24 protein-coding genes and 2 pseudogenes are annotated in these 25773 nt (G+C 59.2%); 3 read left to right on the forward strand and 23 right to left on the reverse strand.

What is annotated here, in order from left to right:
• Positions 1-15 precede the first annotated feature (15 nt).
• The 22 genes and pseudogenes from AC0V2S_RS20795 to AC0V2S_RS20900 all read right to left on the reverse strand — a co-directional run bounded on the left by AC0V2S_RS20795 (position 16) and on the right by AC0V2S_RS20900 (position 20929).
• Positions 16-213 carry a hypothetical protein gene (locus AC0V2S_RS20795; protein WP_475511375.1) on the reverse strand — a complete coding sequence of 66 codons (198 nt, stop codon included), beginning with the start codon at positions 211-213 and terminating at the stop codon, positions 16-18.
• Positions 189-659 carry a hypothetical protein gene (locus tag AC0V2S_RS20800; RefSeq protein WP_475511428.1) on the reverse strand — a complete coding sequence of 157 codons (471 nt, stop codon included), beginning with the start codon at positions 657-659 and terminating at the stop codon, positions 189-191. The genes AC0V2S_RS20795 and AC0V2S_RS20800 overlap by 25 nt, the downstream gene beginning before the upstream one ends.
• Positions 654-955 (reverse strand): annotated as a pseudogene (gene nuoK, locus AC0V2S_RS20805) (NADH-quinone oxidoreductase subunit NuoK); the annotation flags it as partial. The gene AC0V2S_RS20800 and the pseudogene nuoK, both read right to left, overlap by 6 nt.
• Entirely contained in the window at positions 955-1461 is a 507-nt protein-coding gene (gene nuoJ, locus AC0V2S_RS20810; protein WP_475511376.1) for an NADH-quinone oxidoreductase subunit J, read from the reverse strand. The gene nuoJ and the pseudogene nuoK, both read right to left, overlap by 1 nt.
• A gap of 61 nt (positions 1462-1522) precedes the next feature.
• Positions 1523-2077, reverse strand: a complete 555-nt coding sequence (gene nuoI, locus AC0V2S_RS20815) for an NADH-quinone oxidoreductase subunit NuoI (RefSeq protein ID WP_475511377.1) — start codon at positions 2075-2077, stop codon at positions 1523-1525.
• 6 nt (positions 2078-2083) lie between these two features.
• Positions 2084-3091, reverse strand: coding sequence for an NADH-quinone oxidoreductase subunit NuoH (nuoH, locus tag AC0V2S_RS20820; protein ID WP_457436431.1), 1008 nt, complete (start codon positions 3089-3091; stop codon positions 2084-2086).
• Positions 3088-5805 (reverse strand): NADH-quinone oxidoreductase subunit NuoG, encoded by a 2718-nt coding sequence (gene nuoG / locus AC0V2S_RS20825; RefSeq protein ID WP_475511378.1) that lies wholly within the window; start codon positions 5803-5805, stop codon positions 3088-3090. Before nuoG ends, nuoH begins: the two co-directional genes overlap by 4 nt.
• A 156-nt stretch (positions 5806-5961) precedes the next feature.
• Positions 5962-7326: an NADH-quinone oxidoreductase subunit NuoF gene (nuoF, locus tag AC0V2S_RS20830; protein ID WP_475511379.1), complete on the reverse strand. Its 1365-nt coding sequence runs from the start codon at positions 7324-7326 to the stop codon at positions 5962-5964.
• Positions 7323-7820: an NADH-quinone oxidoreductase subunit NuoE gene (nuoE, locus tag AC0V2S_RS20835; protein WP_475511380.1), complete on the reverse strand. Its 498-nt coding sequence runs from the start codon at positions 7818-7820 to the stop codon at positions 7323-7325. The genes nuoF and nuoE overlap by 4 nt, the downstream gene beginning before the upstream one ends.
• Before the next feature lie 2 nt (positions 7821-7822).
• Positions 7823-9604, reverse strand: coding sequence for an NADH-quinone oxidoreductase subunit C/D (nuoC, locus tag AC0V2S_RS20840; RefSeq protein WP_475511381.1), 1782 nt, complete (start codon positions 9602-9604; stop codon positions 7823-7825).
• Positions 9605-9672: 68 nt separating this feature from the next.
• Positions 9673-10346: pseudogene (locus AC0V2S_RS20845) on the reverse strand (NuoB/complex I 20 kDa subunit family protein).
• 10 nt (positions 10347-10356) lie between these two features.
• Positions 10357-10773 carry an NADH-quinone oxidoreductase subunit A gene (locus AC0V2S_RS20850; protein WP_475511382.1) on the reverse strand — a complete coding sequence of 139 codons (417 nt, stop codon included), beginning with the start codon at positions 10771-10773 and terminating at the stop codon, positions 10357-10359.
• A 401-nt stretch (positions 10774-11174) separates the two neighbouring features.
• The gene (locus AC0V2S_RS20855) at positions 11175-11663 is read right to left on the reverse strand and encodes a DUF4442 domain-containing protein (protein WP_475511383.1); all 489 of its coding nucleotides are present in this window, start codon (positions 11661-11663) and stop codon (positions 11175-11177) included.
• A 157-nt stretch (positions 11664-11820) separates the two neighbouring features.
• Positions 11821-13416 (reverse strand): isocitrate lyase, encoded by a 1596-nt coding sequence (locus AC0V2S_RS20860; RefSeq protein ID WP_475511384.1) that lies wholly within the window; start codon positions 13414-13416, stop codon positions 11821-11823.
• A 502-nt stretch (positions 13417-13918) separates the two neighbouring features.
• Entirely contained in the window at positions 13919-14728 is an 810-nt protein-coding gene (locus tag AC0V2S_RS20865; protein ID WP_475511385.1) for a secretin N-terminal domain-containing protein, read from the reverse strand.
• Positions 14725-15378, reverse strand: a complete 654-nt coding sequence (locus AC0V2S_RS20870; protein ID WP_475511386.1) for a DUF7931 domain-containing protein — start codon at positions 15376-15378, stop codon at positions 14725-14727. The genes AC0V2S_RS20865 and AC0V2S_RS20870 overlap by 4 nt, the downstream gene beginning before the upstream one ends.
• A gap of 7 nt (positions 15379-15385) precedes the next feature.
• Positions 15386-15814 carry a GNAT family N-acetyltransferase gene (locus AC0V2S_RS20875; RefSeq protein WP_475511387.1) on the reverse strand — a complete coding sequence of 143 codons (429 nt, stop codon included), beginning with the start codon at positions 15812-15814 and terminating at the stop codon, positions 15386-15388.
• A complete protein-coding gene (locus tag AC0V2S_RS20880; RefSeq protein ID WP_475511388.1) occupies positions 15807-16973 on the reverse strand; it encodes a ribosomal protein uL16 3-hydroxylase in 1167 nt (388 codons plus the stop codon). The genes AC0V2S_RS20875 and AC0V2S_RS20880 overlap by 8 nt, the downstream gene beginning before the upstream one ends.
• A gap of 77 nt (positions 16974-17050) precedes the next feature.
• Entirely contained in the window at positions 17051-18421 is a 1371-nt protein-coding gene (gene purB, locus AC0V2S_RS20885; protein WP_475511389.1) for an adenylosuccinate lyase, read from the reverse strand.
• Positions 18422-18668: 247 nt separating this feature from the next.
• Positions 18669-19289: a high frequency lysogenization protein HflD gene (gene hflD / locus AC0V2S_RS20890; RefSeq protein ID WP_475511390.1), complete on the reverse strand. Its 621-nt coding sequence runs from the start codon at positions 19287-19289 to the stop codon at positions 18669-18671.
• Positions 19286-20404, reverse strand: a complete 1119-nt coding sequence (gene mnmA, locus AC0V2S_RS20895) for a tRNA 2-thiouridine(34) synthase MnmA (RefSeq protein ID WP_475511391.1) — start codon at positions 20402-20404, stop codon at positions 19286-19288. The genes hflD and mnmA overlap by 4 nt, the downstream gene beginning before the upstream one ends.
• 84 nt (positions 20405-20488) lie before the next feature.
• The gene (locus tag AC0V2S_RS20900; RefSeq protein WP_475511392.1) at positions 20489-20929 is read right to left on the reverse strand and encodes an NUDIX hydrolase; all 441 of its coding nucleotides are present in this window, start codon (positions 20927-20929) and stop codon (positions 20489-20491) included.
• 322 nt (positions 20930-21251) lie between these two features.
• On the opposite strand from AC0V2S_RS20900, the gene icd reads away from it, so the two are divergent.
• Positions 21252-22508 carry an NADP-dependent isocitrate dehydrogenase gene (gene icd, locus AC0V2S_RS20905; protein WP_475511393.1) on the forward strand — a complete coding sequence of 419 codons (1257 nt, stop codon included), beginning with the start codon at positions 21252-21254 and terminating at the stop codon, positions 22506-22508.
• 80 nt (positions 22509-22588) lie between these two features.
• Here icd and cspD read toward each other — a convergent pair whose 3' ends face one another.
• Positions 22589-22855 carry a cold shock domain-containing protein CspD gene (gene cspD / locus AC0V2S_RS20910; RefSeq protein ID WP_475511394.1) on the reverse strand — a complete coding sequence of 89 codons (267 nt, stop codon included), beginning with the start codon at positions 22853-22855 and terminating at the stop codon, positions 22589-22591.
• Positions 22856-23082: 227 nt separating this feature from the next.
• Here cspD and clpS point away from each other — a divergent pair, with 227 nt between their 5' ends.
• Both clpS and clpA read left to right on the forward strand, forming a co-directional pair.
• Positions 23083-23445, forward strand: a complete 363-nt coding sequence (clpS, locus tag AC0V2S_RS20915) for an ATP-dependent Clp protease adapter ClpS (RefSeq protein ID WP_108094532.1) — start codon at positions 23083-23085, stop codon at positions 23443-23445.
• A gap of 29 nt (positions 23446-23474) precedes the next feature.
• Entirely contained in the window at positions 23475-25745 is a 2271-nt protein-coding gene (gene clpA, locus AC0V2S_RS20920; protein WP_475511395.1) for an ATP-dependent Clp protease ATP-binding subunit ClpA, read from the forward strand.
• Positions 25746-25773 lie beyond the last annotated feature (28 nt).

The raw sequence follows: 25773 nt of genomic DNA on the forward strand, positions 1-25773 counted from the left end.
CACCACAGCCAGGTATCACCGGCCACGAGTTTCTGCGGGGCCAGCACCATCAGCTCCTGAATATTCAGGGTGCCCAGGTGTTGGAACAGAATGAACAGCCGATGGCCATGAATACGTCGCGATACGGGGGACGATAAAGGCCTTCAGTGCGGCGTTACCGTTGTTGCGGTTGCTGTAGTAGAAGCCGATCAGCAGGTAGCTGCACAGGCCCACACCTTCCAACCGAAGTACAGGAACAGCAGGTTATCGCCGAGCACCAGGAACAGCATGCTGGTGATAAACAGGTTGGTGTACGAGAAGAAGCGCGAGTAACCGTCTTCACCACGCATGTACCAGGAGGCGAACAGGTGAATCAGGAAGCCCACGCCAGTCACCACGCCGAGCATGGTCAGCGACAGGCCGTCCAGGTACAGGGTGAAGCTTGGGGCGAAGCCGTCTACCGACATCCATTGCCACAGCACCTGGCTGTAAACGCCGCCTTCTGGCGGGTTGACGTTGAATTGGTAGATGAGAAACGCGGTGGTCAGGGCGGACAGGCCAACCGAGCCCACGCCGATCAGCGCCGAGAGGTTTTCCGACCATTTGCCGCGGGAAAAGACAGCAGCAACCAGCCGATCAGGGGGAACGTAAACGTCAGAAATAGAAGGTTCATCGCGCATCTCGCTGGCAGCGTCGATATCGAGGGTGTGGAAGCGGCGATACAGCTGCAGCAACACGGCCAGGCCGATACTGGCTTCGGCGGCAGCCAAGCTCAGTACCAGAATGAACATGACTTGCCCGTCAGGCTGAGCCCAACGACTTCCGGCGACGATGAAGGCCAGACCGGCAGCGTTCATCATGATTTCCAGGCTCATCAGCACGAAGAGGATGTGCGGCGCACCATCAGGCCAACGAGGCCGAGGCAGAACAGCACACCCGCAACGGCCAGGCCGTGTTCCAGGGGGATCGAATTCATCATTGGACTTCCTTCGCCTCTTGACGGCCGAGGTGGAACGCGGCGACCACCGCTGCCAACAGCAGCATGGAGGCCAGCTCAACAACCAGCAGGTACGGGCCAAACAGGCTGATGCCGACGGCTTTGGCGTCGACCGTAGTCAGGCCGATGGCGCCCACGCTGGCGGTGCCAAACAGCACGTAGAGCAGTTCACCCAGCAGCAATAGCGAGAGCAGTGCCGGACCAAACCAGATGCCGGGCTTGAGCCAGGCGCGTTCCTGGTCGGCAGCGATGGGTCCGAGGTTGAGCATCATCACCACGAAGACGAACAGCACCATGATGGCGCCGGCGTAGACGATGATTTCCAGGGCACCGGCAAAAGGAGCGCCAAGGCTGAAGAAGGTCATCGACACGGCCAACAACGAAATGATCAGGTAGAGCAGGGCGTGCACGGGGTTGGTGTTGGTGACCACTCGTAAAGTGGACACCACCGCCACGCCGGACGCGAAGTAGAAAGCGAATTCCATAGTCAGTTTCCCACGACGGATACAGGCAGCCAGCGGCCGGTCAGGATCAATTGAATGCGCATTACGGCAGCAGCCCCTTGACGTTGATCGGCTCGGCTTCGTTCTGTGCCGCGCCCTTTGGTTTGCCTGCGATCGCCATACCGGCGACGCGGTAGAAGTTGTAATCCGGGTTTTTGCCGGGGCCGGAAATCAGCAGGTCTTCTTTCTCGTACACCAGGTCCTGACGCTTGAGCTCGGCCATTTCGAAATCCGGTGTGAGCTGGATAGCGGTGGTCGGGCAGGCTTCTTCGCACAGGCCACAGAAAATGCAGCGCGAGAAGTTGATGCGGAAGAACTCCGGGTACCAACGACCGTCGTCGGTTTCGGCTTTCTGCAGAGCGATGCAACCGACCGGGCAGGCCACGGCGCACAGGTTGCATGCTACGCAGCGCTCTTCACCATCAGGGTCGCGGGTGAGCACGATGCGGCCACGGTAGCGCGGCGGCAGGTACACCGGCTCTTCTGGGTATTGCAGGGTGTCGCGAGGGCGGAAGGCATGGGAGAACACCATCACCAGGCTGCGAAGCTGGGTGTAGGTGCCATGCACGATGTCGAACAGATACTTGAGCACGGTCATTCTCCTTTACTGCGCCACGCCGGCCGGGGTGTTGAGCAACACCACGGCAGCGGTCACCAGCAAATTGATCAGGGTCAGCGGCAGGCAGAACTTCCAGCTGAAATCCATCACCTGGTCATAGCGCGGGCGCGGGATAGAGGCGCGCAGCAGAATGAACAACATGATGAAGAAGCCGGTCTTGAGCGCGAACCAGACGAATGACAACGACGGCAGGATGTTGAACGGACCATGCCAGCCGCCGAAGAAAAGGGTAACCAGCAGCGCCGAGATCAGCACGATGCCGATGTATTCACCTACGAAGAACATGCCCCACTTCATGCCGGCATATTCGATGTGGTAACCGTCGGCCAGCTCTTGCTCGGCTTCCGGTTGGTCGAATGGGTGACGGTGCGTCACGGCCACGCCAGCGATAAAGAAAGTACAGAAGCCGAAGAACTGCGGAATGATGAACCACAGGTTTTGCGCCTGGTATTCAACGATGTCGCGCATGTTGAACGAGCCCACCTGAATCACGATACCCATCAGCGACAGGCCCATGAACACTTCGTACGACACGGTTTGCGCCGAAGCCCTCAAGCTGCCGAGCAGGGCGAACTTGTTGTTGCTCGACCAACCGGCGAACAACACCGCGTACACCGACAGACCGGCCATGGCGAAGAAGAACAGCAGGCCGATGTTCAGGTCTGCCACGCCCCAGGTCGGGGTGATCGGGATGATGGCGAAGGCGATCAGCAAGGCACTCATGGCCACGACCGGCGCCAGGGTGAAAATCACCTTGTCGGCGAACGGCGGCGTCCAGTCTTCCTTGAAGAACATCTTGATCATGTCGGCGGCGATCTGAAACGCACCGAACGGGCCGACGCGGTTTGGACCATAACGGTCTTGCCAGAGGGCCAGCAGTCGACGCTCTACCCAGCTCAGCAGCGCGCCGCACACCACAACGGCGAGCAGAATCACGATGGCTTTGAGCACGGCGATGATCACGTCGATCACCTCAGGAGTGAACCAACTCATTGCGCGGCCTCCTGCAGCGAATCAGCGGTTTTGCCAGCAATCGCAGCGGGGATGCCTGCCAGACCAACCGGCAGTGCAACAAGACCGGCGCTCAGCTCTTCGCTGACACGCAGCGGCAGGCGCAGGGTATGCCCAGCCACGTTCAGGCTGACCAGTGCACCCTCGTTGACGCCCAGGCGGGCGGCTTCAGAGGCGGCCACGGCCACGTAGGCTTCAGGAATGCGTTGCTGTACCGGAGCGGCGCGCGAGGAGTTTTCTTCGCTGCCGAACAGGTGGTGCACCGGCACAACCTGCCAGGTGCCTTGCGCCGGATTGAACGCGCCCGGTGCAGTGGCGAACCAGCTCAGGCCATCGCCTTTGCTTTCGATCAAACGCGTACCCGGGTCACCGGCACGCAGGTGGCCGCCGACTTCGTCCTGGAACTTGTTCCAGGCTTGCGGCGAGTTCCAGCCCGGCGACCAGGCGAATGGCACTTGCTGACGCGGTTCGGCGGAGCCCGAGTAACCTTCCATGGAGAAGGCGAACGCGGTGTCTTGGTCTTGCGGGGTACGCGGTTCGTGCACGCTGATATTGGCGCGCATCGACGTGCGACCGCTGTAACGCAGCGGCTCGCGAGCCATTTTCAGGCCCTTGATGCGGAACGCGGCGCTCGGTGCGGCTTCAACGATACCGGCCAGCAGCGGGTTGCTGGCTGCGGTGGCGGCGGTGACGTGGTCGAGCTGGGTCCAATCCACGTCTTGGCCGAGCAAGGTGCTGCGCAGGGCGTGCAACCAGCGCCAGCCTTCGTGAACGAGGATATTGGCGTCGTAGTAGGTCGGATCGAACACCTGGAAGAAGCGCTGCGCGCGGCCTTCCTGGCTGACCAGGGTGCCGTCGCCTTCCGCGAAGCTGGCCGCCGGCAGCACCAGGTGGGCGCGGGCGGTGGTGTCGGTTTGCTGATGGTCAGCCACGATCACAACTTTGGCGGCGCTCAGGGCGGCGTCAACCAGGGCCTTGTCGGCGCGGGTGTACAGATCGTTTTCCAGCACCACGATGGCGTCGGCTTTGCCGTCGACCACGGCTTGCAGCGCGGCATCAGCAGAGTCGCCACCGAGCATGGCCAGGCCAAGGCTGTTGGCTTCGCCGACGACCAGGCTGAGGGAGCCATTCTTCTCGCGCAGCTTGAGGGCCTTGGCAATGTTGGCGGCGGCTTCGATCAGGGCTTTGTTGCCCAGCGAGGTGCCGGCAATGATCAGCGGACGCTTGGCAGCCAGCAGGCTGTTGGCGATGCGCTGGGCCAGTTCGAGGGCGTCGCTATCCAGGCCGGCAACGGCCGGGGCGCTGGCGTCGATGGCGTGGGCCACGGCGAAACCGATACGCGCCAGGTCATCCGGGGCGGCGTGTACGCATTCTTCGGCGACGTCGTCGAGCTTGGTGGCGTCGAGGCTGGCGATGTACAGCGGGTTCAGCGCGTGCTGGCCGATGTTCTGCACGGCGGCGTTGAGCCACGGCTGGATCTTCATGGCTTCAGCCATGTCTTCAGCCTTGCCTTTGACGGTCTGGCGCAGGGCCAGAGCGATGCGGGCAGCTGTCTGAGTCAGGTCTTCACCGAGGACGAACACGGCATCGTGTTCTTCGATTTCGCGCATGTTGGGGATTGGCAGCGGGCTGTTTTGCAGCACGTCCAATACCAGGCGCAGATTTTCCAGCTCGCTAGCAGCGATGCCCGAGTAGAAGTGCTCGGCACCCACCAGCTCGCGCAGGGCGTAGTTGCTTTCGAGGCTGGCACGCGGCGAGCCGATGCCAACAATGGTGCGGCCGCGCAGCAGATCAGCAGCAGTATCCAGGGCGCCGTCGACGCTCAGTTTCTGGCTGCCAGTGGTCAGCAGCGGCTGACGTGGACGATCTGTACGGTTGACGTAGCCATAGCCAAAACGGCCGCGGTCGCACAGGAAGTACTGGTTGACCGAACCGTTGTAGCGGTTTTCGATGCGGCGGATTTCGCCGTAGCGCTCGCCGGGGCTGATGTTGCAGCCGCTCGAGCAGCCGTGGCAGATGCTCGGCGAAAACTGCATGTCCCACTTGCGGTTGTAGCGCTCGGAGTGGGTTTTGTCGGTGAACACACCGGTCGGGCAGACTTCGGTGAGGTTGCCGGAGAATTCGCTTTCAAGCACGCCGTCTTCAACGCGACCGAAGTACACGTTGTCGTGGGCGCCGAATACGCCCAGGTCGGTGCCGCCGGCGTAGTCTTTATAGAAGCGCACGCAGCGGTAACAGGCGATGCAGCGGTTCATTTCGTGGGCAACGAAAGGGCCGAGATCCTGGTTCTGGTGGGTGCGTTTGGTGAAGCGATAACGGCGCTCGTTGTGGCCGGTCATCACCGTCATGTCTTGCAGGTGGCAGTGGCCGCCTTCCTCGCACACCGGGCAGTCGTGCGGGTGGTTGGTCATCAGCCATTCAACGACGCTGGCGCGAAACGCCTTGGATTCGGCGTCGTCGATGGAGATCCAGGTGTTGTCGGTGGCGGGGGTCATGCAGGACATGACGATACGACCGCGGGTGTCGTTTTCGTCGGTGTACTGCTTCACCGCGCACTGGCGGCAGGCGCCGACGCTACCAAGCGCCGGGTGCCAGCAGAAGTACGGAATGTCGAGGCCCAGAGACAGACAAGCCTGTAACAGGTTGTCAGCTCCATCGACTTCGAGCGCTTTGCCGTCTACGTGGATAGTGGCCATATTCAAGTTTCTTCGTTGGCCCGTTTTGTTCAGGTTGGGAAAGCCGCTTTTTTGCGGTTTTCGCCACGCTCAACTGGCGGGCTTGGCTAATAGAATCACGGTTCGATGGGGCCAGAGCTCATAGCTAAGAGTTCACTGGCCGCCGTCGCTAAAACGTTAGGCGCTAACGAACTGAGTCGGCGCCACCGGTACGCTCGTTCGGGAAATCCCCGCTTCGAACTCCGGTCGGAAATATTTGATCGCGCTGCCCAGTGGCTCCACGGCACCCGGTGCATGCGCACAGAAGGTTTTGCCAGGGCCGAGGAAGTTGACCAAGCCTTCGAGGGTTTCGATATCGCCGGGTTGGCCCTTGCCGGTCTCGATGGCGCGCAGCACTTTCACGCTCCATGGCAGGCCGTCACGGCACGGCGTACAGAAACCGCAGGATTCACGGGAGAAGAACTCTTCCATGTTGCGCAGCAGGCCGACCATGTTGACGGTGTTGTCCACCGCCATGGCCAGGCCGGTTCCCATACGGGTGCCGACCTTGGCGATACCGCCGGCGTACATCTGCGCGTCGAGGTGTTCGGGCAACAGGAAGCCGGTACCGGCACCGCCAGGCTGCCAGGCTTTCAGGGTGAAGCCGTCACGCATGCCGCCGGCGTAGTCTTCGAAAAGCTCGCGGCCGGTGATGCCGAAGGGCAGTTCCCACAGGCCAGGGTTCTTCACCTTGCCGGAGAAGCCCATGAGCTTGGTGCCCATATCTTCGCTGCCCGGACGAGCCAGGCCCTTGTACCACTCGATGCCGTTGCCAACGATGGCCGGCACGTTGCACAGGGTTTCGACGTTGTTGACGCAGGTCGGTTTGCCCCACACGCCGACAGCGGCCGGGAAGGGCGGCTTCGAACGTGGGTTGGCGCGGCGGCCTTCGAGGGAGTTGATCAGTGCGGTTTCTTCACCGCAGATATAACGCCCGGCGCCGGTGTGCACGAACAGCTCGAAGTCAAAGCCGCTGCCGAGGATGTTTTTGCCCAGCAGGCCGGCTGCTTTGGCTTCTTCAACCGCACGGTTGAGGTTGGCGGCGGCATCGACGTATTCGCCACGCAGGAAGATGTAGCCGCGATAAGCCTTGAGCGCCCGCGCACTGATCAGCATGCCTTCGATCAGCAGGTGCGGCAGCTGCTCCATGAGCATGCGGTCTTTCCAGGTGTTGGGCTCCATTTCATCCGCGTTGCACAGCAGGTAGCGGATGTTCATGGATTCGTCTTTGGGCATCAGCCCCCACTTCACGCCAGTGGGGAAGCCGGCACCACCACGGCCCTTGAGGCCGGAGTCTTTGACGGTTTGCACGATCTCGTCTTGCGACAGATCGGCGAAGGCTTTGCGCGCAGCGGCGTAGCCGTCTTTGGCCTGGTATTCCTCGAGCCACACGGGCTGCGCGTCTTCACGCAGGCGCCAGGTGAGCGGGTGGGTTTCCGGGGTGCGGGCAATGCTGTTGGCCGGACCGAACGAAGTCAGGCGGTTGGTCGAAGCGGACGTCATACGTAAGCCTCCAGCAGTTTCGCCACGCCATCGGCTTGTACGTCGCCAAAAGTGTGGTCGTCGATCATCAGCGCTGGGGCCTTGTCGCAGTTACCCAGGCAGCAAACCGGCAGCAGGGTGAAGCGTCCGTCTGCAGTGGTTTGACCAAGGCCGATGCCCAACTGCTGCTGAATGCTGCTGACCACGGACTCATGGCCGCCGATGTAGCAGACCATGCTGTCGCACACGCGAATGATGTGGCGGCCGACTGGCTGACGGAAGATTTGGCTATAGAAAGTCGCCACACCTTCAACGTCGCTGGCAGGGATGCCGATGATGTCGCCGATGGCGGCAATGGCGCCGTCTGGCACCCAGCCACGGGCTTTTTGTACGATCTTCAGCGCTTCGATAGAGGCCGCGCGCGAATCCTCGTAGTGGTGCAACTCATGCTCGATCGCCGAACGCTCGGCATCGGTGAGGGTGAAACGGTCGGTTTGAATCAGCGTGGTAGTCATAATTAGCGGTCCACGTCGGCCATAACGAAGTCGATACTGCCCAGGTACGCGATAAGGTCCGCAACCATGCTGCCGCGGATCACTGAAGGGATCTGCTGCAGGTGCGGGAAGCTCGGCGTACGGATACGGGTGCGGTAGCTCATGGTGCCGCCATCGCTCGTCAGGTAATAACTGTTGATGCCCTTGGTCGCTTCGATCATCTGGAAGCTTTCGTTGGCCGGCATTACCGGGCCCCAGGAAACTTGCAGGAAGTGGGTGATCAAGGTCTCGATGTGCTGCAGGGTGCGTTCTTTCGGCGGCGGCGTGGTGAGCGGGTGGTCCGCCTTGTACGGGCCTTCCGGCATGTTACGCATGCACTGATCGATGATTTTGATGCTCTGGCGCATCTCTTCCACACGCACGATGCAGCGGTCGTAGGCGTCGCCGTTGACGGCCAGCGGCACTTCGAATTCGAAGTTCTCGTAGCCCGAATACGGGCGCGCTTTACGCAGGTCGAAGTCCAGACCCGTGGAGCGCAGGCCAGCACCGGTAACACCCCATTCCAGGGCTTCCTTGGTGTTGTACTGGGCAACGCCGATGGTGCGGCCACGCAGAATGCTGTTTTTTAGGGCGGCTTTTTCGTATTCGTCGAGGCGTTTTGGCAGCCATTCAACGAAGTCTTTCACCAGTTTTTCCCAGCCGCGCGGCAAGTCGTGGGCGACGCCACCGATGCGGTACCAGGCCGGGTGCAGACGGAAACCGGTGATGGCTTCGATCACGGTGTAAGCGCGCTGGCGGTCGGTAAAGGTGAAGAACACCGGCGTCATGGCGCCGACGTCTTGAATGTACGTACCGAGGAACAGCAGGTGGCTAGTGATACGGAAGAACTCGGCCATCATGATGCGGATGACGTCGACCTTTTCCGGCACCTTGATGCCGGCCAGCTTCTCGACCGAGAGCACGTACGGCAGGTTGTTCATCACGCCGCCGAGGTAGTCGATACGGTCGGTGTACGGAATGAAGCTGTGCCAGGACTGACGCTCGGCCATCTTCTCGGCACCACGGTGGTGGTAGCCGACTTCCGGCACGCAATCGACGATCTCTTCACCGTCCAGCTGCAGCACGATACGGAAGGCACCGTGGGCCGAAGGGTGGTTGGGACCGAGGTTGAGGAACATGTAGTCCTCGTTCGCGTTGCCACGTTTCATGCCCCAGTCTTCGGGGTTGAAGCGCGCGGCTTCTTCTTCCAGCGCCTGCTTGGCGACCGACAGGCTGAACGGATCGAACTCGGTGGCGCGCGCCGGGTAGTCCTTGCGCAGCGGGTGACCCTGCCAGGTCGGGGGCATCATGATGCGGGTGAGGTGCGGGTGGCCGGCAAAGGTGATGCCGTACATGTCCCAGACTTCGCGCTCGTACCAGTTGGCGTTCGGCCAGATATTGGTGCAGGTGGGCAGGTTCAGGTCGCGCTCGGACAAGGCGACTTTGATCATCACGTCACTATTTCGCTCGATCGACATCAGGTGGTAGAACACCGTGAAGTCGGCGCCCGGCAGCCCGCGGCGCTGGGTGCGCAGGCGCTCGTCAACGCCGTGCAGGTCGTAGAGCATGACGTAGGGTTTGGGCAGCTGACGCAGGAAGGTCAGTACCTCGATCAGGCGTTCACGGGCCACCCACAGCACGGGCATGCCGGTGCGGGTTTCCTGCGCGGTAAACGCATCTGCGCCAAAGCGCGTGTTCAGTTCGTTGACGACGTCTTGGTCGTCTGCCTTGTAAGGCGGGATGTACAGAGCGGTGTCTGCAGTCATGGTCTCGGTCGCTATCAGTCAACGTAAAGGGTGAATCCGGCGGGCTTTCTGGGTAAGAAAAAGCTAGATCACACTTCGTCGGGGCTGCGCAGGTTGGTTACCTGAATACGCTGTTCACGGCGCTGTTCCTTTTGCGACGGCATATCGGCGCGGTATACGCCTTGATCACCGACGACCCAGGAAAGGGGCGACGCTCCTGGCCAATCGATTCCTGCAACAGCATCAAAGCCTGCAGAAATGCTTCTGGGCGCGGAGGGCAGCCGGGCACGTAAACGTCCACGGGCAGGAACTTGTCCACCCCCTGAACGACAGAGTAAATATCGTACATACCACCGGAATTCGCGCAGGCGCCCATGGAGATAACCCATTTGGGCTCGAGCATTTGCTCGTACAAGCGCTGAATGACCGGAGCCATTTTTACGAAACAGGTACCTGCGACCACCATGAAGTCGGCCTGACGTGGTGACGCACGAATTACTTCGGCACCAAAACGGGCGATGTCATGGGGAGCGGTGAAGGCAGTCGTCATCTCCACGTAGCAGCAGGACAGACCGAAGTTGTACGGCCACAAGGAGTTCTTACGCCCCCAGTTGACTGCACCGGTCAGTACGTCCTGCAATTTGCCCATGTAGATGTTTTTGTGGACTTGATCCTCTAGAGGATCGGAAACGGTCTCCCGTTCGCCGATCGGATACTGCTCATTAGGCGCATCCGGGTCGATCCTTGTGAGTTTGTATTGCATCGCCAAAGCCTCATTGTTTTAGCTTCGCCTGCCGCTTGCGACGACCTTCGGGAGCCCAATCAAGAGCACCGACGCGCCATAGGTAGACAAGACCTGCCAACAGAATTGCTATAAAAACTGTAGCTTCAATAAAGCCGGCCCATCCGCTTTCGCGAACAGACACCGACCAGGCGAAGAGAAAGAGGGCTTCAACGTCGAAGATCACGAAGAGCATCGCGACCAGATAGAATTTTGCGGACAAGCGCAGACGCGCGTTGCCGGTGGGCAGCATGCCGGATTCGAAAGGTTCGTTTTTACTGCGACCCCAAGCCTTGCTGCCGAGCAGGCTGGATACACCGAGCATGAAGGCACACAGGCCAACGACACCCAGCAGGAAAATGGCAAAACCCCAGTTGTGGGACATGGTCGCGACGGCTTCAACAGGCATGCCGGTACTCCTTAGACAAGCATCGGCGAAATCATGGAAAGTGGAAGTTGCTGGTTCTCAATGCTTAGCCAGCAATCTAATTTTCGTAATTTTATGCGTGTCTGGCTTCGTAAGTAAATTTTTCCTTATAAAAAATTAACTTACGGGCCAACATGTTAGCGACGCAAATCGCGCAAAGCCCCGTGCGGCGGGGATATGACGCTTTCTAAGTCCTTGGTCGTATATCCGTGATTTTGTTGTTTATGACTGCAAAGTTTGCTCTAGATGATATTCATTGTTATTTAGAGGCTTTGCACTCGCGCTCAACTGCTCAAACAGGATAGTTGCTGTTTGCATAGATGCGAGCGCAACGCGTGGGGAAGTAAGCGTGGTTGTTACGGTTACACTTCGAAGCGCGCTATTCAGCGCTTCTTGCTGACCCAGGCCCAGATCATTTCGCAACGAATGGGCTCCATTCCCGCTTCGTCAGTCACCGTTACAGTCACGGCTACCTCGCCTTTGTCCTGGCTGCGTATGGCTTCGATCTGTTCCGGTGTGAGCACCGCAGTCGCTTGCAAGGCGCCGGTGGCACGCTTCAAGTAATCCACTTTCAGGGTTTTGATCAGCGGCAGTTTGTCGTCCGGAACATTCATGCCCACCAGAAAGCCTGTTGCCGACTCTGCCAGCAAGGCCATGGCGGCGGCGTGTACGCCGTGGATGTGGTTTTGCACCTTGCGGTGGTTGGCGAGGCTTAGCACGGCACGTTGGGCAGTCAGGTGGTGTACGCGAACCTTGGCGGTGCCGGCGAATTTCACTTGAGAGCCGAATAGCAGGGAGAGGGCGGTTGTGCGCAGTGCGGGAGGTAGCTTGTTGATCAGGGTGACAGCGCGGCTGAGGCGGTTGGTGGGCATGTTGGGCTCCTGATGATGGTGGAGCCTATGTTGGGCTTCGCCTGTGGCTCAACCCAACCTACGAAGGGAGGCGTTTCTGCAGGCATAAAAAAAGGCGAACCGAAGTTCGCCTTTTTCTTCACACCTTGAGCCGAGGCTCAGGAGTCAATTCCGTGAATCAATGGAATTGGTTCATGGTGTTGTCTTTACCGCTTGCCTTCAGAGCTGCTTCGCCAGCGAAGTACTCTTTATGGTTGTCGCCCAGGTCGGAACCGGCCATGTTCTGGTGCTTAACGCAAGCGATGCCTTGACGCAGCTCTTCGCGTTGAACGCCTTTCACGTAAGCCAGCATGCCTTGGTCGGCGAAGTAGCCTTTAGCCAGGTTGTCGGTGGACAGCGCAGCGGTGTGGTAGGTCGGCAGGGTGATCAGGTGGTGGAAGATACCAGCCTGTTGCGAACCATCACGTTGGAAGGTGCGGATTTTCTCGTCTGCGATCTGAGCCAGTTCGGTGGCGTCGTAATCAACGCTCATCAGCTTGGCGCGGTCATAAGCGGAAACGTCTTTGCCTTCTGCTACGAATGCATCGAACACTTGCTGACGGAAGTTCAGGGTCCAGTTGAAGGACGGGCTGTTGTTGTAAACCAGCTTGGCGTTCGGGATTACCTTGCGGATCTCGTTAACCATGGCAGCGATCTGCCCAACGTGTGGCTTCTCGGTTTCGATCCACAGCAGGTCAGCGCCGTTCTGCAGCGAGGTGATGCAGTCCAGGATGCAGCGAGCTTCGCCGGTGCCAGCGCGGAACTGGAACAGGTTGGAAGGCAGACGCTTAGGACGCAGCAGTTTGCCGCCACGGTTCAGAACCACGTCGCCGTTGTTCAGTTCGCTTGGGGAAACTTCTTCGCAGTCCAGGAAGGAGTTGTACTGGTCGCCCAGGTCGCCCGCAGCCTTGGTTACAGCGATTTGCTTGGTCAGGCCGGCACCCAGGGAGTCGGTACGGGCAACGATCACGCCGTCGTCCACGCCCAGTTCCAGGAATGCGTAGCGAACTGCGTTGATCTTGGCCAGGAAGTCTTCGTGCGGAACGGTCACTTTACCGTCTTGGTGGCCGCACTGCTTCTCGTCGGAAACCTGGTTTTCGATCTGGATGCAGCAAGCACCCGCTTCGATCATTTTCTTGGCCAGCAGGTAGGTGGCTTCCGGGTTACCGAAACCAGCGTCGATGTCGGCAATGATCGGTACTACGTGAGTTTCGTAGTTGTCGACCTGAGCCTGGATCTCGGCAGCCTTGGCGGTATCACCAGCGGCGCGGGCAGCGTCCAGAGCGGTGAACAGCAGGTCCAGCTCACGGGCGTCAGCCTGGCGCAGGAAGGTGTACAGCTCTTCGATCAGACCGGAAACGGCGGTCTTCTCGTGCATGGATTGGTCTGGCAGCGGGCCGAAGTCCGAACGCAGAGCAGCAACCATCCAGCCGGACAGGTAGAGGTAGCGCTTGTCGGTAGTCTTCAGGTGCTTTTTGATCGAAATCAGCTTCTGCTGACCGATGAAGCCGTGCCAGCAGCCCAGGGACTGGGTGTAGACGGACGAGTTAGCGTCGTAGTCAGCCATGTCTTTGCGCATGATAGCGGCGGTGTATTTGGCGATTTCCAGACCGGTTTTGAAGCGGTTCTGAGCGCGCATACGAGCGACGGACTCAGGGTTGATCGCACTCCAGCTGTTGCCGGCGGTTTCTTTCAAAGCGGCTACGGCTTTGATGTCATTTTGATAAGCAGACATGGTCAATCCTTCAAAGTTGATGATTGGTTGAGCACGACACTTCCCTTTTCAAAACCGGACAAGCAAAGCGGTCTTGCAGCGGAGGTGTACTGCAGAGCAACGAGATATCGACTGAGACGGGGTTGAAGCTGAGGAGGGGGCAGAGGGGGCGTACAGGTCGATGGCGTCAGCTGCGTTGGCACTTGCTGGTTCGTGGAAACCGATGGGTGTCGCCGTGTGCTGTGGCTGCCAATCTTGCTGTTACGTTAAACGCTTCCCCGTCCCTCAGGACAACTTCGTTCCAGTCGCAATCTCGTCGAACTGCCTTTTGAGCGGTAAAACACGAATGCAATCCACGGTAAGCGGGTTGCGATCCGGAGACCTCTGTTCGGGGCCTCTGATTAGCGGGAGCGGGGCCATCATGCCTCTGAGAAGGCACTTCGTCAAACGTTTTGTAGTGCTTTTTTCTTACTACTACATATTGTTCGACGTGCGACCGGGGAGTCATTAATTTGCTGCTGGGTCAGTACAGAGCGTCGACCTTCAGGCGCAGCGTCATGTCGTCACGACCCTGGGTGGAGCGGCGCTGCACGAAGCCGCTTTGGTCGGACTGAGAGTTCTCATTCACGCCACCGATGGTGATCCATTCGCCGAGGCGGCCGGTCACTTTGGTATCCGTGTTTTGAATGTCGATGGCGCCTTGCTGAGTCTGGCTCAGGCGATCGTTGTTATTGCTGATGCTGACGTGCACCAGGTCGCCCGTGAGGCTGGCGGTGACGTAAAAACCGCGGGTGACGTTGCGGTATTCGGTGTTGTTATACGGCCGCCCGTAACTGTCGACGCTGGTGTTGGTCAGCGGCACGCTTTGACCGACCTGAATCAGCGCCGGATAGCCCTCGGTGGTTTGCACCTGCTGGGTACCGCCGCTGCGGCTTTGGGTGCTGCGGTTGATGATGCGCACCTGGTCGCGCCCGTTGACCTCGCCGCGCCCGGCTTGCACCTCGGCATTGCCGGCGCTGATCGTGCCATTTACCGAGTAACCCTGGTCGTTCATATGGTTGCTGTCGGTGGTGTCGACGCTGATCAGCAGGCGCTTGGGCTGCTTGTCGATCTGCTTGAGCAGGTCTCGAACTTCCTGCAGCTTGGCCGGCGGCGCGTTGACGATAAGCTGGTTGCCATAGTTGCTGGCCCGGCCTTCGTTTCCGAGTACCGATTGCACGACGGGCAATACGTCGTCGGCGGTGCGGTAGTTCAAGGGCATCACTTCGGTCGCTGCCAGCGACGGCAAGCTGATGCTTAAGCAGAGGGCGACAAGCAGGGCGCGCAAGGTCATACCAGAAGGCTCCGTAAATCCAGGTCGGTGACGCTGATGTCCCACGCCTGATCGAATTTGGTTTGCAGAACCCGTACTTGGCCCGGGTCGTTATACAGCGCGTAGCCGACGATCTGTTCCAGCTTGGGCCGCAGCAGCAAGCCGTTGGTGTCGGCTAGCAGGTAGGCGGTTTCATCAAAGGAATAGCTGGGGTTGAGCTTGCGGATCTGGATGCCGCTCGACAGTCGTCGCGACAATTGCAGCAAGCGATGACCATCTTTTACCGCGCTGGTGGAGTCGTTAAGCAGAATGCGCAGGCGGTTCTTTGGGTTGGCCAGTAGAAATTGTGTGCAGGCTTCTTGCACGCTGCTGTGGTTGTACAGCCAGCGTTCGAGGTCGGGGGTATAGATGCACAGGCTACGTTGCGCCTGTTGCAGCAATGCCAGGGCGTGGGCCTGGGCTTGTTCGGGCTGGGTGAAGTGTTGCAGTTCGCGCGCACCGCCGAGGCTGAAGGGGGCGGGTTCGCGGCGCTCTGGCTGCGCCTGTAACGGCGGCGGATTGTGCACGGTAAAACTGCCCGGTGAGACGAACTCGATAGCGGGCAGTTCTATTGATGAAGTGTCCGCGGCACCGTCCGTGGTGGCTGATTGCGGTTCGTCGTTGTCGATCATCCTGACCTCACTTACTGGTGCGTTTCATCTCTACGTGGGGGATTCCGGCGTCGAGAAACTCGCCACTTACAACGGTAAAGCCTAGACGCTCATAGAAGGCCGTGGCGTGAACCTGGGCGCTGAGCATCTGCTCTTTCAAACCGCGACGCTCGGCTTCATTGATAACGGCGGTCATCAATGCTTCGCCTACTTTCAGCCCGCGCCAATCCTTGAGAACCGACACCCGACCAATATGGCCGTCGGGCAGCAGGCGGGCAGTGCCGATAGCGTAATCGCCATCGACGGCCAGAAAGTGCACCGCTTCCACATCTTCGGCATCCCATTCCAACTCGGCCGGTACCGCCTGCTCGGCAATAAATACGGTCTCGCGGATACGGCGCAGGTCGGCGTTGTCTTTCTGCCAGCTGGCGACCCGCACTTGCACGTTGCTACTCATCTGCAAACTCCAGACTTCCCTGTTTAACCAGCTCGAGGACGAGGTTACGCCCTTCGTCATCGGCCAGCCATTGGCCGAGGTTTTCCATATGCAATACGTCGGCGGAGCAGATCAGCTTCAGCAGTTCGCGCAGGCCAGCTGACAGCAAGCGGCTTTGGCCGCTGGCAAACAACACCAGGTCTTCGCCGACTTCGGACCAGGCCAGGCGGGCGCTGGGGTTGCGAACCAGCATGGCGCCGTTTTCGATCTGGTCGAGCAGCTCGTCTTCGGTCAGCTCGGTGCCGGCAACCAGTTCCGGGTACTTCGGCTCGGTCATGAATTGGCCGAACCAGGTCATCAGCAAGCGCTCATCACCCATGTGCTCGTTGAGCAGGGCTTTGAGGCGATCCAACGAGTCGCGCTGGATTTGATGCGGGTCGGTCGCCGGGGCGGCGTCGGCGTCGCTGTAGCGTTCTTCGTCCGGCAGGAATTGGCCCAGGAAGTCGGTGAAATGGGTCAGAACTTCTGCGGCGCTAGGGGCGCGGAAACCCACTGAATAAGTCATGCAATCATCCTCGGCGGTGCCATAGTGAGCCAAACGTGGCGGCAGATAGAGCATGTCGCCGGGCTCCAACACCCATTCGTCGGTCTGTTCAAAGTTGGCCAGAATGCGCAGATCCGCATGCTCAAGCATGGGGCTGTCTGAGTCGCACATCTGGCCGATTTTCCAGCGCCGGCGTCCCTGGCCCTGGAGAAGAAAAACGTCGTAGTTATCGAAGTGCGGGCCAACGCCGCCGCCCGGAGTGGCGAAGCTGATCATCACATCGTCGATGCGCCAGCTTGGTAAAAAGAGGAAGTTCTGCAGCAGCTCGGCCACTTCCGGTACGAATTGGTCGACGGCTTGTACCAGCAGGGTCCAGTCGCGCTCGGGCAGGTCGGCGAAAGCGTCTTCCTCGAACGGACCGCGGCGCAGTTCCCAAGGTCGCTCGCCGTGCTCGAGCACCAGGCGCGATTCAACTTCTTCTTCCAGCGCCAGGCCGGCGAGTTCGTCGGGGGAGATAGGGCTTTCAAAGTCGCTGATGGCTTGGCGCACCAGCAAGGGTTTCTTCTGCCAGTAGTCGCGCAGGAATTCGCGAGCGGTAATACCACCGAGCATCTGAAGCGGAATATCAGGATTCATAGCTAAGCCCTTGAAATTGTTCTAAGCCCATAAATAAAAACGCCCGGCACTGCCGGGCGTGTGCTGGGCGGTAGCGGTCAGATGCGCTTGGCCTGGGCGGCGGCGTTGCCCGCGTAGCCAGCAGGGGTCAGGGCGCGCAGCTGAACCTTGGCGTCGGCCGGGATATCCAGACCCTCGATAAAGGTTTGCAGCGCTTCACTGCTGATGCCTTTGCCGCGAGTTAGCTCCTTGAGCTTCTCGTAGGCATTCTCCACGCCGTAGCGGCGCATCACGGTTTGCACTGGCTCGGCCAGCACTTCCCAGCACGCGTCGAGGTCGGCGGCGATACGCTGTTCGTTGAGTTCCAGCTTGCTGATGCCTTTCAGGGAAGCTTCGTAGGCGATGACGCTATGGGCGAAGCCGACACCGAGGTTGCGCAGCACGGTGGAGTCGGTCAGGTCGCGCTGCCAGCGCGAAATCGGCAACTTGCTGGCCAGGTGTTGCAGCAGCGCGTTGGCGATGCCCAGGTTGCCTTCGGAGTTTTCGAAGTCAATCGGGTTGACCTTGTGCGGCATGGTCGACGAACCGATTTCGCCGGCGATGGTGCGCTGCTTGAAGTAGCCGAGCGAGATATAGCCCCAGATATCGCGATCGAAGTCGATCAGGATGGTGTTGAAGCGCGCCACGGCGTCGAACAGCTCGGCGATGTAGTCGTGCGGCTCGATCTGGGTGGTGTAGGGGTTGAAGCTCAGACCTAATTCGGTCTCGATGAATTCCTTGGCGTTGGCTTCCCAATCAACATCCGGGTAGGCCGACAGGTGGGCGTTGTAGTTGCCCACGGCGCCGTTGATTTTGCCCAGCAGCGGCACTGCGGCTACTTGAGCGATCTGGCGCTCCAGGCGGTACACGACGTTGGCCAGCTCTTTACCCAAGGTGGTCGGCGACGCCGGTTGGCCGTGGGTGCGCGACAGCATGGGTACGTCGGCAAAACGGTGGGCCAGCTCGCGAATGGCGTCGGCCAGTTGCTGCATTAGCGGCAACAGCACGGTGTCGCGGCCTTCGCGCAGCATCAGGGCGTGGGACAGGTTGTTGATGTCCTCACTGGTGCAGGCGAAGTGGATGAACTCGCTGACGGCGGCCAGTTCAGGCAGCTTGGCGGCTTGTTCTTTGAGCAGGTATTCCACGGCTTTTACGTCGTGGTTGGTGGTGCGCTCGATTTCTTTCACGCGTTCGGCGTGTTCAACCTGGAAGTCTTCGGCCAGGGTGTTGAGCAGGGCGTTGGCCTCTGCCGAGAAGGGTGCAACTTCCGGGATGCCGGTGTGGGCGGCCAGGCGCTGCAACCAGCGAACCTCGACCATGACGCGGAAACGGACCAGGCCGTATTCGCTGAAGATTGGGCGCAGAGCGCTGGTTTTGCTGGCGTAACGGCCATCAACGGGGGATACCGCGGTGAGCGAGGAGAGCTGCATGGGGCGTTCTCGGACAGTCGGGCGACGAAAAGGGGCGCGAATTATACATAGAAAAGACTCGCCTGGCCCTCGCTGAGCGATGGCTCTGTCGGGTTTTTCCCATGTCGTAGTGCGTGGTGTCGGAACCGTTGTGGTCACACAGGCGTGTTTGTGTTTCCAAGAATCTAGGCGGAAGCCTCTCCCGCAGTAGTTTGCGGTTCATTGTGGGAGAGGCTTTAGCCTCGATTTTTTGATCTTCGCAAGGAGGTTAGTTGCGAACCAGGGGGTACAGGTCTTTAAGCAACTTGCGACGATTCAGCACCAGTTGCCAGCGATGACCACCCAGCTGACGCCAGAGGCGCGCTGAGCGGATGCCGGCCAGCAACAGCGCACGAATTTTCGCCGCGTTGCTCGGCTGCTGCAGGTTGCGCATATCGCCGTGCACCTGAATGCGTTGGCGGAAGGTGCTGAGGGTGTCTTGGTACAGCCCGCCGCTGGCGGCGATCACGTTCTCGTGCACCAGGCCGAAGTGCTGCACCTGTTGCTGGATCTGGTCGAGACGTTTGCCGATGGTTTCCAGCATGTCGTCGCGCTTGGCCAGTTTGCGCTCCAGACCCAGCAGGGCAAGGGCGTAGCGCAGCGGCTCGCGTTGCAGGGTGGTGGGGTCGCGCTCCAGGGCGCTCAGCAGGGCCCGGTAGCCGTTACGTAGATTGATATCGTCCCCGCCGTACACGTCCAGCGTGGTCTTCGGATCGCGCACCATCAGGCTACCGAGCATGCAGCCCAGGGCGCCTTCGCTGATTTGCCCGGTACGGGCGACCTGGTCCACCAGAAACGCCGCCTCAAACACGCCGCCGAGGGCAATCAGTTGTTCCTGGGTGGGCGTCATGCGCGCTTTTCCTTACTGCTCCAGGGCTCCGCTACTTCTATTACACCGCCGCCCAGGCAGATTTCGCCGTCGTAGAACACGACTGACTGGCCTGGCGTGACTGCGCGCTGCGGCATGGCAAAACTGGCGCGGTAGCCGGTGGCGGTTTTTTCCAGGGTGCAGGCCTGGTCGCCCTGGCGGTAACGCACCTTGGCGGTCAGTTGGCGCGGGGTGCTGAGATCGATCGGGTTGACCCAGTAGATTTCCGAGCAGAGCAGGGCGCTGGAAAACAGCCAGGGGTGTTCGTTGCCCTGGCCGACTACTAGCACATTGCGCTCGAGGTCTTTGATCAGCACGTACCACGGCTCTTCGCCGGCATCTTTCAAGCCGCCGATGCCCAGGCCCTGGCGCTGGCCGATGGTGTGGTACATCAAGCCGTGGTGGCGGCCGATGACTTCGCCTTCGGTAGTTTCGATATTGCCCGGCTGGGCAGGTAGGTACTGCTTGAGGAAATCGCTGAAACGGCGTTCACCAATAAAGCAGATGCCGGTGGAGTCTTTTTTCTTCGCCGTGGCCAATTCGTGCTTTTCGGCAATGGCGCGGACTTCCGGCTTTTCCAGTTCGCCGACCGGGAACAACGTTTTGGCCAGCTGTTCGCCGCCGACGGCGTGCAGGAAATAGCTCTGGTCCTTGTTCGGGTCCAGGCCTTTAAGCAGCTCGGTACGGCCATCGATATCGCGGCGGCGCACATAGTGACCGGTGGCGATAAGGTCGGCGCCGAGCATCAGCGCGTAATCAAGGAAGGCTTTGAACTTGATTTCGCGGTTGCAGAGGATGTCCGGGTTCGGCGTGCGGCCGGCTTTATATTCAGCCAGGAAGTGCTCGAACACGTTGTCCCAGTATTCGGCGGCGAAGTTGGCGGTGTGCAGCTTGATGCCAATCTTGTCGCAAACCGCCTGCGCATCGGCCATGTCGTCCATGGCGGTGCAATATTCGGTGCCGTCGTCTTCCTCCCAGTTCTTCATGAACAAGCCTTCCACCTGGTAACCCTGCTCCAGGAGCAGAACGGCAGAAACGGAGGAGTCGACGCCGCCGGACATGCCGACGATCACGCGGGTAGAGGAGTTGTCACGCATAGGGATTCGGATGCAGGGCTTTTCGGAAAAACGCGATTCTATCAGGCGTACCGGCTAAACGGTGATCGGCACTAGTCACGCCGGTTAGTTTCGCAGCAGGGCCAGGGGGAAGCGTTCGCCGCCGAGGTAGTCGTCGATGCAGCGCAATACCAGCTCGCTGCGCCAGCGATCAGGCTGCGTGGCTAGTTCATCGCGGGTCAGCCATTGTGGGCCGATGATGCCGTCGTCCAATTGATAGTTGTCGCGTTGCTGTAGCGCCTTGGCGGCAAAGCACACGCGCTGGTAAGTAACCCCGTTGCTAGGTGCCGTATAAAGGTAGATGCCGGTGACGGCAGTCAGCTCCACGTCCCAGCCGGTTTCCTCCAGCGTCTCGCGAATGGCGGCCTGCATAAGACTTTCGTCGGCTTCCAAGTGGCCGGCAGGCTGATTAAATACAGCGCGCCCGCCGGCGGTCTCTTCCACGAGCAGGAAGCGGCCCTGGTCTTCGACGATGGTGGCCACGGTCACGTGAGGGGTGAAGCGCATGGGTAACTCCTGTGCGATCAGCGCGCGGTGAGGTATTCAGGCCGGCGCCAAAAAAGGCAATATCGGGTCAAGCTGCTAGGCTGAAAAGCGCCTCTATACGTCGCAAAATGTAGTGCGTGTGTAGTTTGACTACAGAGATAGGCTTGGTGCCGTATTCATGCGGCCTGCAGCGGGTGTTTAGTCCTACAAAATCGAGAAAAGTGCGTGACTTTCTGTAGAAATACTACAAGAATGGCCCGCCTTTCCGAGACCAATTCAAGTTCCATATCGCCGCGCCAACCGCGCGACGGGATGTCAGACCACGAAAGCAACGGAGTCCAGCATGGGATACCAAAAGATCCAGGTGCCAGCAACCGGTGACAAAATCACCGTCAATGCCGATATGTCCCTGAATGTACCGAACAACCCAATCATCCCTTTCATCGAGGGTGATGGTATTGGGGTAGATATCAGCCCAGTGATGATCAAAGTCGTTGATGCTGCCGTAAACAAAGCCTACGGCGGCGAGCGCAAGATCTCCTGGATGGAAGTTTACGCTGGCGAGAAAGCTACTCAGGTTTACGACCAGGACACCTGGCTGCCAAAAGAAACCCTGGAAGCCGTACGTGATTACGTTGTATCGATCAAAGGTCCTCTGACCACTCCAGTAGGCGGCGGCATTCGTTCCCTGAACGTGGCCCTGCGTCAGGAGCTCGATCTGTACGTTTGCCTGCGCCCAGTGCGTTGGTTCACCGGCGTGCCTAGCCCGGTTAAAAAGCCACAAGACGTCGACATGACTATCTTCCGTGAAAACTCGGAAGACATTTATGCCGGTATCGAGTGGAAAGCCGGTTCGCCGGAAGCTGAAAAAGTCATCAAGTTCCTGAAAGAAGAAATGGGTGTTACCAAAATCCGTTTCGACCAGGACTGCGGTATCGGCGTCAAGCCGGTGTCCAAGCAAGGCACTCAGCGTCTGGTGCGTAAAGCACTGCAGTACGTGGTCGACAACAACCGCGACTCGCTGACCATTGTGCACAAAGGCAACATCATGAAGTTCACCGAAGGTGCCTTCAAAGATTGGGGCTACGAAATCGCCAAAAACGAATTCGGTGCCGAGCTGCTGGACGGCGGCCCTTGGATGCAATTCACCAACCCGAACACCGGCAAGAAGGTTGTAGTTAAAGACGCCATCGCCGACGCCATGCTTCAGCAGATTCTGCTGCGCCCGGCCGAGTACGATGTAATCGCTACCCTGAACCTGAACGGTGACTACCTCTCCGACGCCCTGGCGGCCGAAGTAGGCGGTATCGGTATTGCTCCGGGCGCTAACCTGTCCGACAACATTGCCATGTTCGAAGCCACCCACGGCACCGCGCCTAAGTACGCTGGTAAAGATCAGGTGAACCCAGGTTCGCTGATCCTTTCCGCTGAAATGATGCTGCGTCACATGGGCTGGACCGAAGCGGCCGATCTGATCATCGACGGCGTTAACGGTGCCATCTCGGCTAAAACCGTTACCTACGACTTCGAGCGTCTGATGGAAGGTGCAACCCTCCTGTCGTCGTCCGCGTTCGGCGACGCCATGATCAAGCATATGTGATCATCGCGCAGCGATAAAAAAAGGCCGGTCTAATGACCGGCCTTTTTATGCGCATTCAATCTAGCCCAGAGGGCTAAAAATCACGCATCAGAGGTAACTGCCTGCGGCTGCGTGGCGGTCACTGGTGGCGCGTCAGCTGTCTGCGTGACAGAGCTGATGTTTACGGCGTGCAGACCCTTGGGGCCTTGAATAATATCGAAGCTGACCGGCTGGCCTGCTTTGAGGGTTTTGTAACCGTCCATCTGGATAGCCGAGTAGTGGGCGAACAGGTCCTCATCTCGGCCGTCAGCCAGGATAAACCCGTAGCCCTTGGCGTTGTTGAACCACTTGACCTTACCGCTAAGCATGCTGATATCCCTCTGCAAATACACCCACCACTGGGGTATTATCCGTTACGACTCCGCGCTGGAAGCATCCGCTTTGGTAAGCGCGCGGACCCTGATACCCTCGATTGGGTATTCTCTGTTTGTAACACCGATTTACTGATAGTCAAGGCGACGGCACGACCGTCTGCGAAGTCGGTCAAAAACTTGTCTGTCGTCCCACTCCTACAATTACGAACCTTTCATCCCACATGCGTGTAAGTAGCCAGATTCGACTAACATTCAATCAGGACCATCCCGAGCCGCATGAGGATGACGCCTCTGGCTTGGCTGTGCAGGAAGCCAAGCCCGCATTGCAGGCGCCACCGATGTATAAGGTGGTTTTATTCAACGACGATTACACCCCGATGGATTTTGTTGTCGAAATTCTTGAGGTGTTTTTCAGTTTGAATCGCGAAGTTGCAACCAAAATCATGCTGACCGTTCATACAGAGGGACGGGCAGTGTGCGGCGTGTTCACCCGTGATGTTGCGGAGACCAAGGCAATGCAGGTCAACCAATACGCGAGAGAAAGCCAACACCCGCTACTCTGTGAGATAGAGAAAGACGGTTAATTGCGACTGCTTGGTTATGAGGTGAAGCTATGTTGAATCGAGAGCTCGAAGTCACCCTCAATCTGGCCTTCAAGGAGGCCCGCACCAAGCGTCATGAGTTCATGACGGTTGAGCACCTCTTGCTGGCTCTATTGGATAACGAGGCTGCGGCCTCGGTCCTGCGTGCCTGCGGAGCGAATCTGGACAAGCTGCGCAATGATCTGCAGGAGTTTATCGACTCCACCACGCCCCTGATCCCTCAGCACGATGAAGAGCGCGAAACCCAGCCAACCCTGGGCTTCCAGCGAGTGCTGCAGCGCGCGGTATTCCACGTGCAGAGTTCGGGCAAGCGCGAGGTGACCGGTGCGAACGTGCTGGTGGCAATTTTCAGTGAGCAGGAAAGCCAGGCGGTCTTCCTGCTCAAACAACAAAGTGTCGCGCGTATCGATGTAGTCAACTTCATCGCTCACGGCATTTCCAAAGTTCCGGGCCACGCTGATCACACGGATAACGACCAGGAAATGCAGGACGAAGAGGGCGGTGAAGCCTCCTCGTCGAGCAATCCGTTGGACGCCTATGCAAGCAACCTCAACGAGGCTGCGCGCCTGGGTCGTATCGATCCGTTGGTGGGCCGTGAGAGCGAAGTCGAGCGCGTCGCGCAGATTCTCGCCCGTCGCCGCAAAAACAACCCGTTGCTGGTAGGTGAGGCAGGTGTAGGTAAAACCGCCATCGCCGAAGGCTTGGCCAAGCGCATCGTCGACGGCCAGGTGCCGGACTTGCTGGCTGATAGCGTGGTTTATTCCCTGGATCTCGGCGCGTTGTTGGCCGGTACCAAATACCGCGGTGATTTCGAGAAGCGCCTGAAAGCGTTGCTCAACGAACTGCGCAAACGTCCGCACGCCATCCTGTTTATCGACGAAATCCACACCATCATTGGTGCGGGCGCGGCGTCTGGCGGCGTGATGGATGCCTCGAATCTGCTCAAGCCGATGCTGTCGTCGGGTGAGATTCGTTGCATTGGTTCGACCACCTTCCAGGAATTCCGCGGCATCTTCGAGAAAGACCGTGCATTGGCCCGTCGCTTCCAGAAAGTCGACGTAACCGAACCGTCGGTAGAAGACACCATTGGCATTCTGCGTGGCCTTAAAGGGCGTTTCGAGCAGCACCACGGTCTGGAATACAGCGACGAGTCGCTGCGTGCCGCCGCTGAGCTCGCCTCGCGCTATATCAACGACCGCCATATGCCCGACAAGGCTATCGACGTTATCGACGAAGCAGGGGCCTATCAGCGCCTGCAGCCGGTCGAGAAGCGCGTGTTGCGAATCGAAGTGGAGCACGTCGAGGATATCGTCGCGAAAATTGCGCGGATTCCCCCGAAACATGTCTCCAGTTCCGACAAAGAACTGCTGCGTAACCTTGAGCGTGACCTGAAGCTGACCGTGTTTGGTCAAGATGCGGCCATCGACTCGCTGGCTACCGCCATCAAGCTCTCGCGTGCCGGGCTCAAATCGCCGGATAAACCTGTTGGTTCGTTCCTGTTCGCCGGGCCAACCGGTGTGGGTAAAACCGAGGCAGCTCGGCAATTGGCCAAGGCCATGGGTATCGAACTGGTGCGTTTCGACATGTCCGAGTACATGGAGCGCCACACCGTTTCCCGCTTGATAGGGGCGCCTCCGGGCTACGTTGGCTTCGACCAGGGCGGTCTGCTCACCGAAGCGATCACCAAGATGCCGCACTGCGTCTTGCTGCTTGATGAAATCGAGAAGGCGCACCCGGAAGTCTTCAACCTGCTGCTGCAGGTGATGGACCACGGCACCCTGACCGACAACAACGGCCGCAAGGCGGACTTCCGCAACGTGATTCTGATCATGACCACCAACGCCGGTGCCGAAACGGCAGCACGGGCCTCGATCGGGTTTACCCATCAGGACCACTCCACCGACGCGATGGAAGTGATCAAGAAGAGCTTCACGCCGGAGTTCAGAAACCGTCTGGATACCATTATCCAGTTCGGTCGCCTGAGCCACGAAGTGATCAAAAGCGTGGTCGACAAGTTCCTCACCGAGCTACAAGCGCAACTCGAGGACAAGCACGTCACGCTGGAAGTCAGCGACGCGGCGCGCAATTGGCTGGCCACCGGTGGTTACGACACGCAAATGGGCGCACGCCCAATGGCGCGTCTGATCCAGGACAAGATCAAGCGTCCGCTGGCAGAAGAGATTCTGTTTGGCGAGCTGGCCGAGCACGGCGGTGTGGTACACATCGATGTGCAGGATGGCGAAATGACGTTCGACTTCGAAACCACTGCAGAAATGGCGTAAGGCGAAAATGGCCTGGCCATTTCCGCCC

Source organism: Pseudomonas sp. CC11G (genome assembly GCF_056174845.1).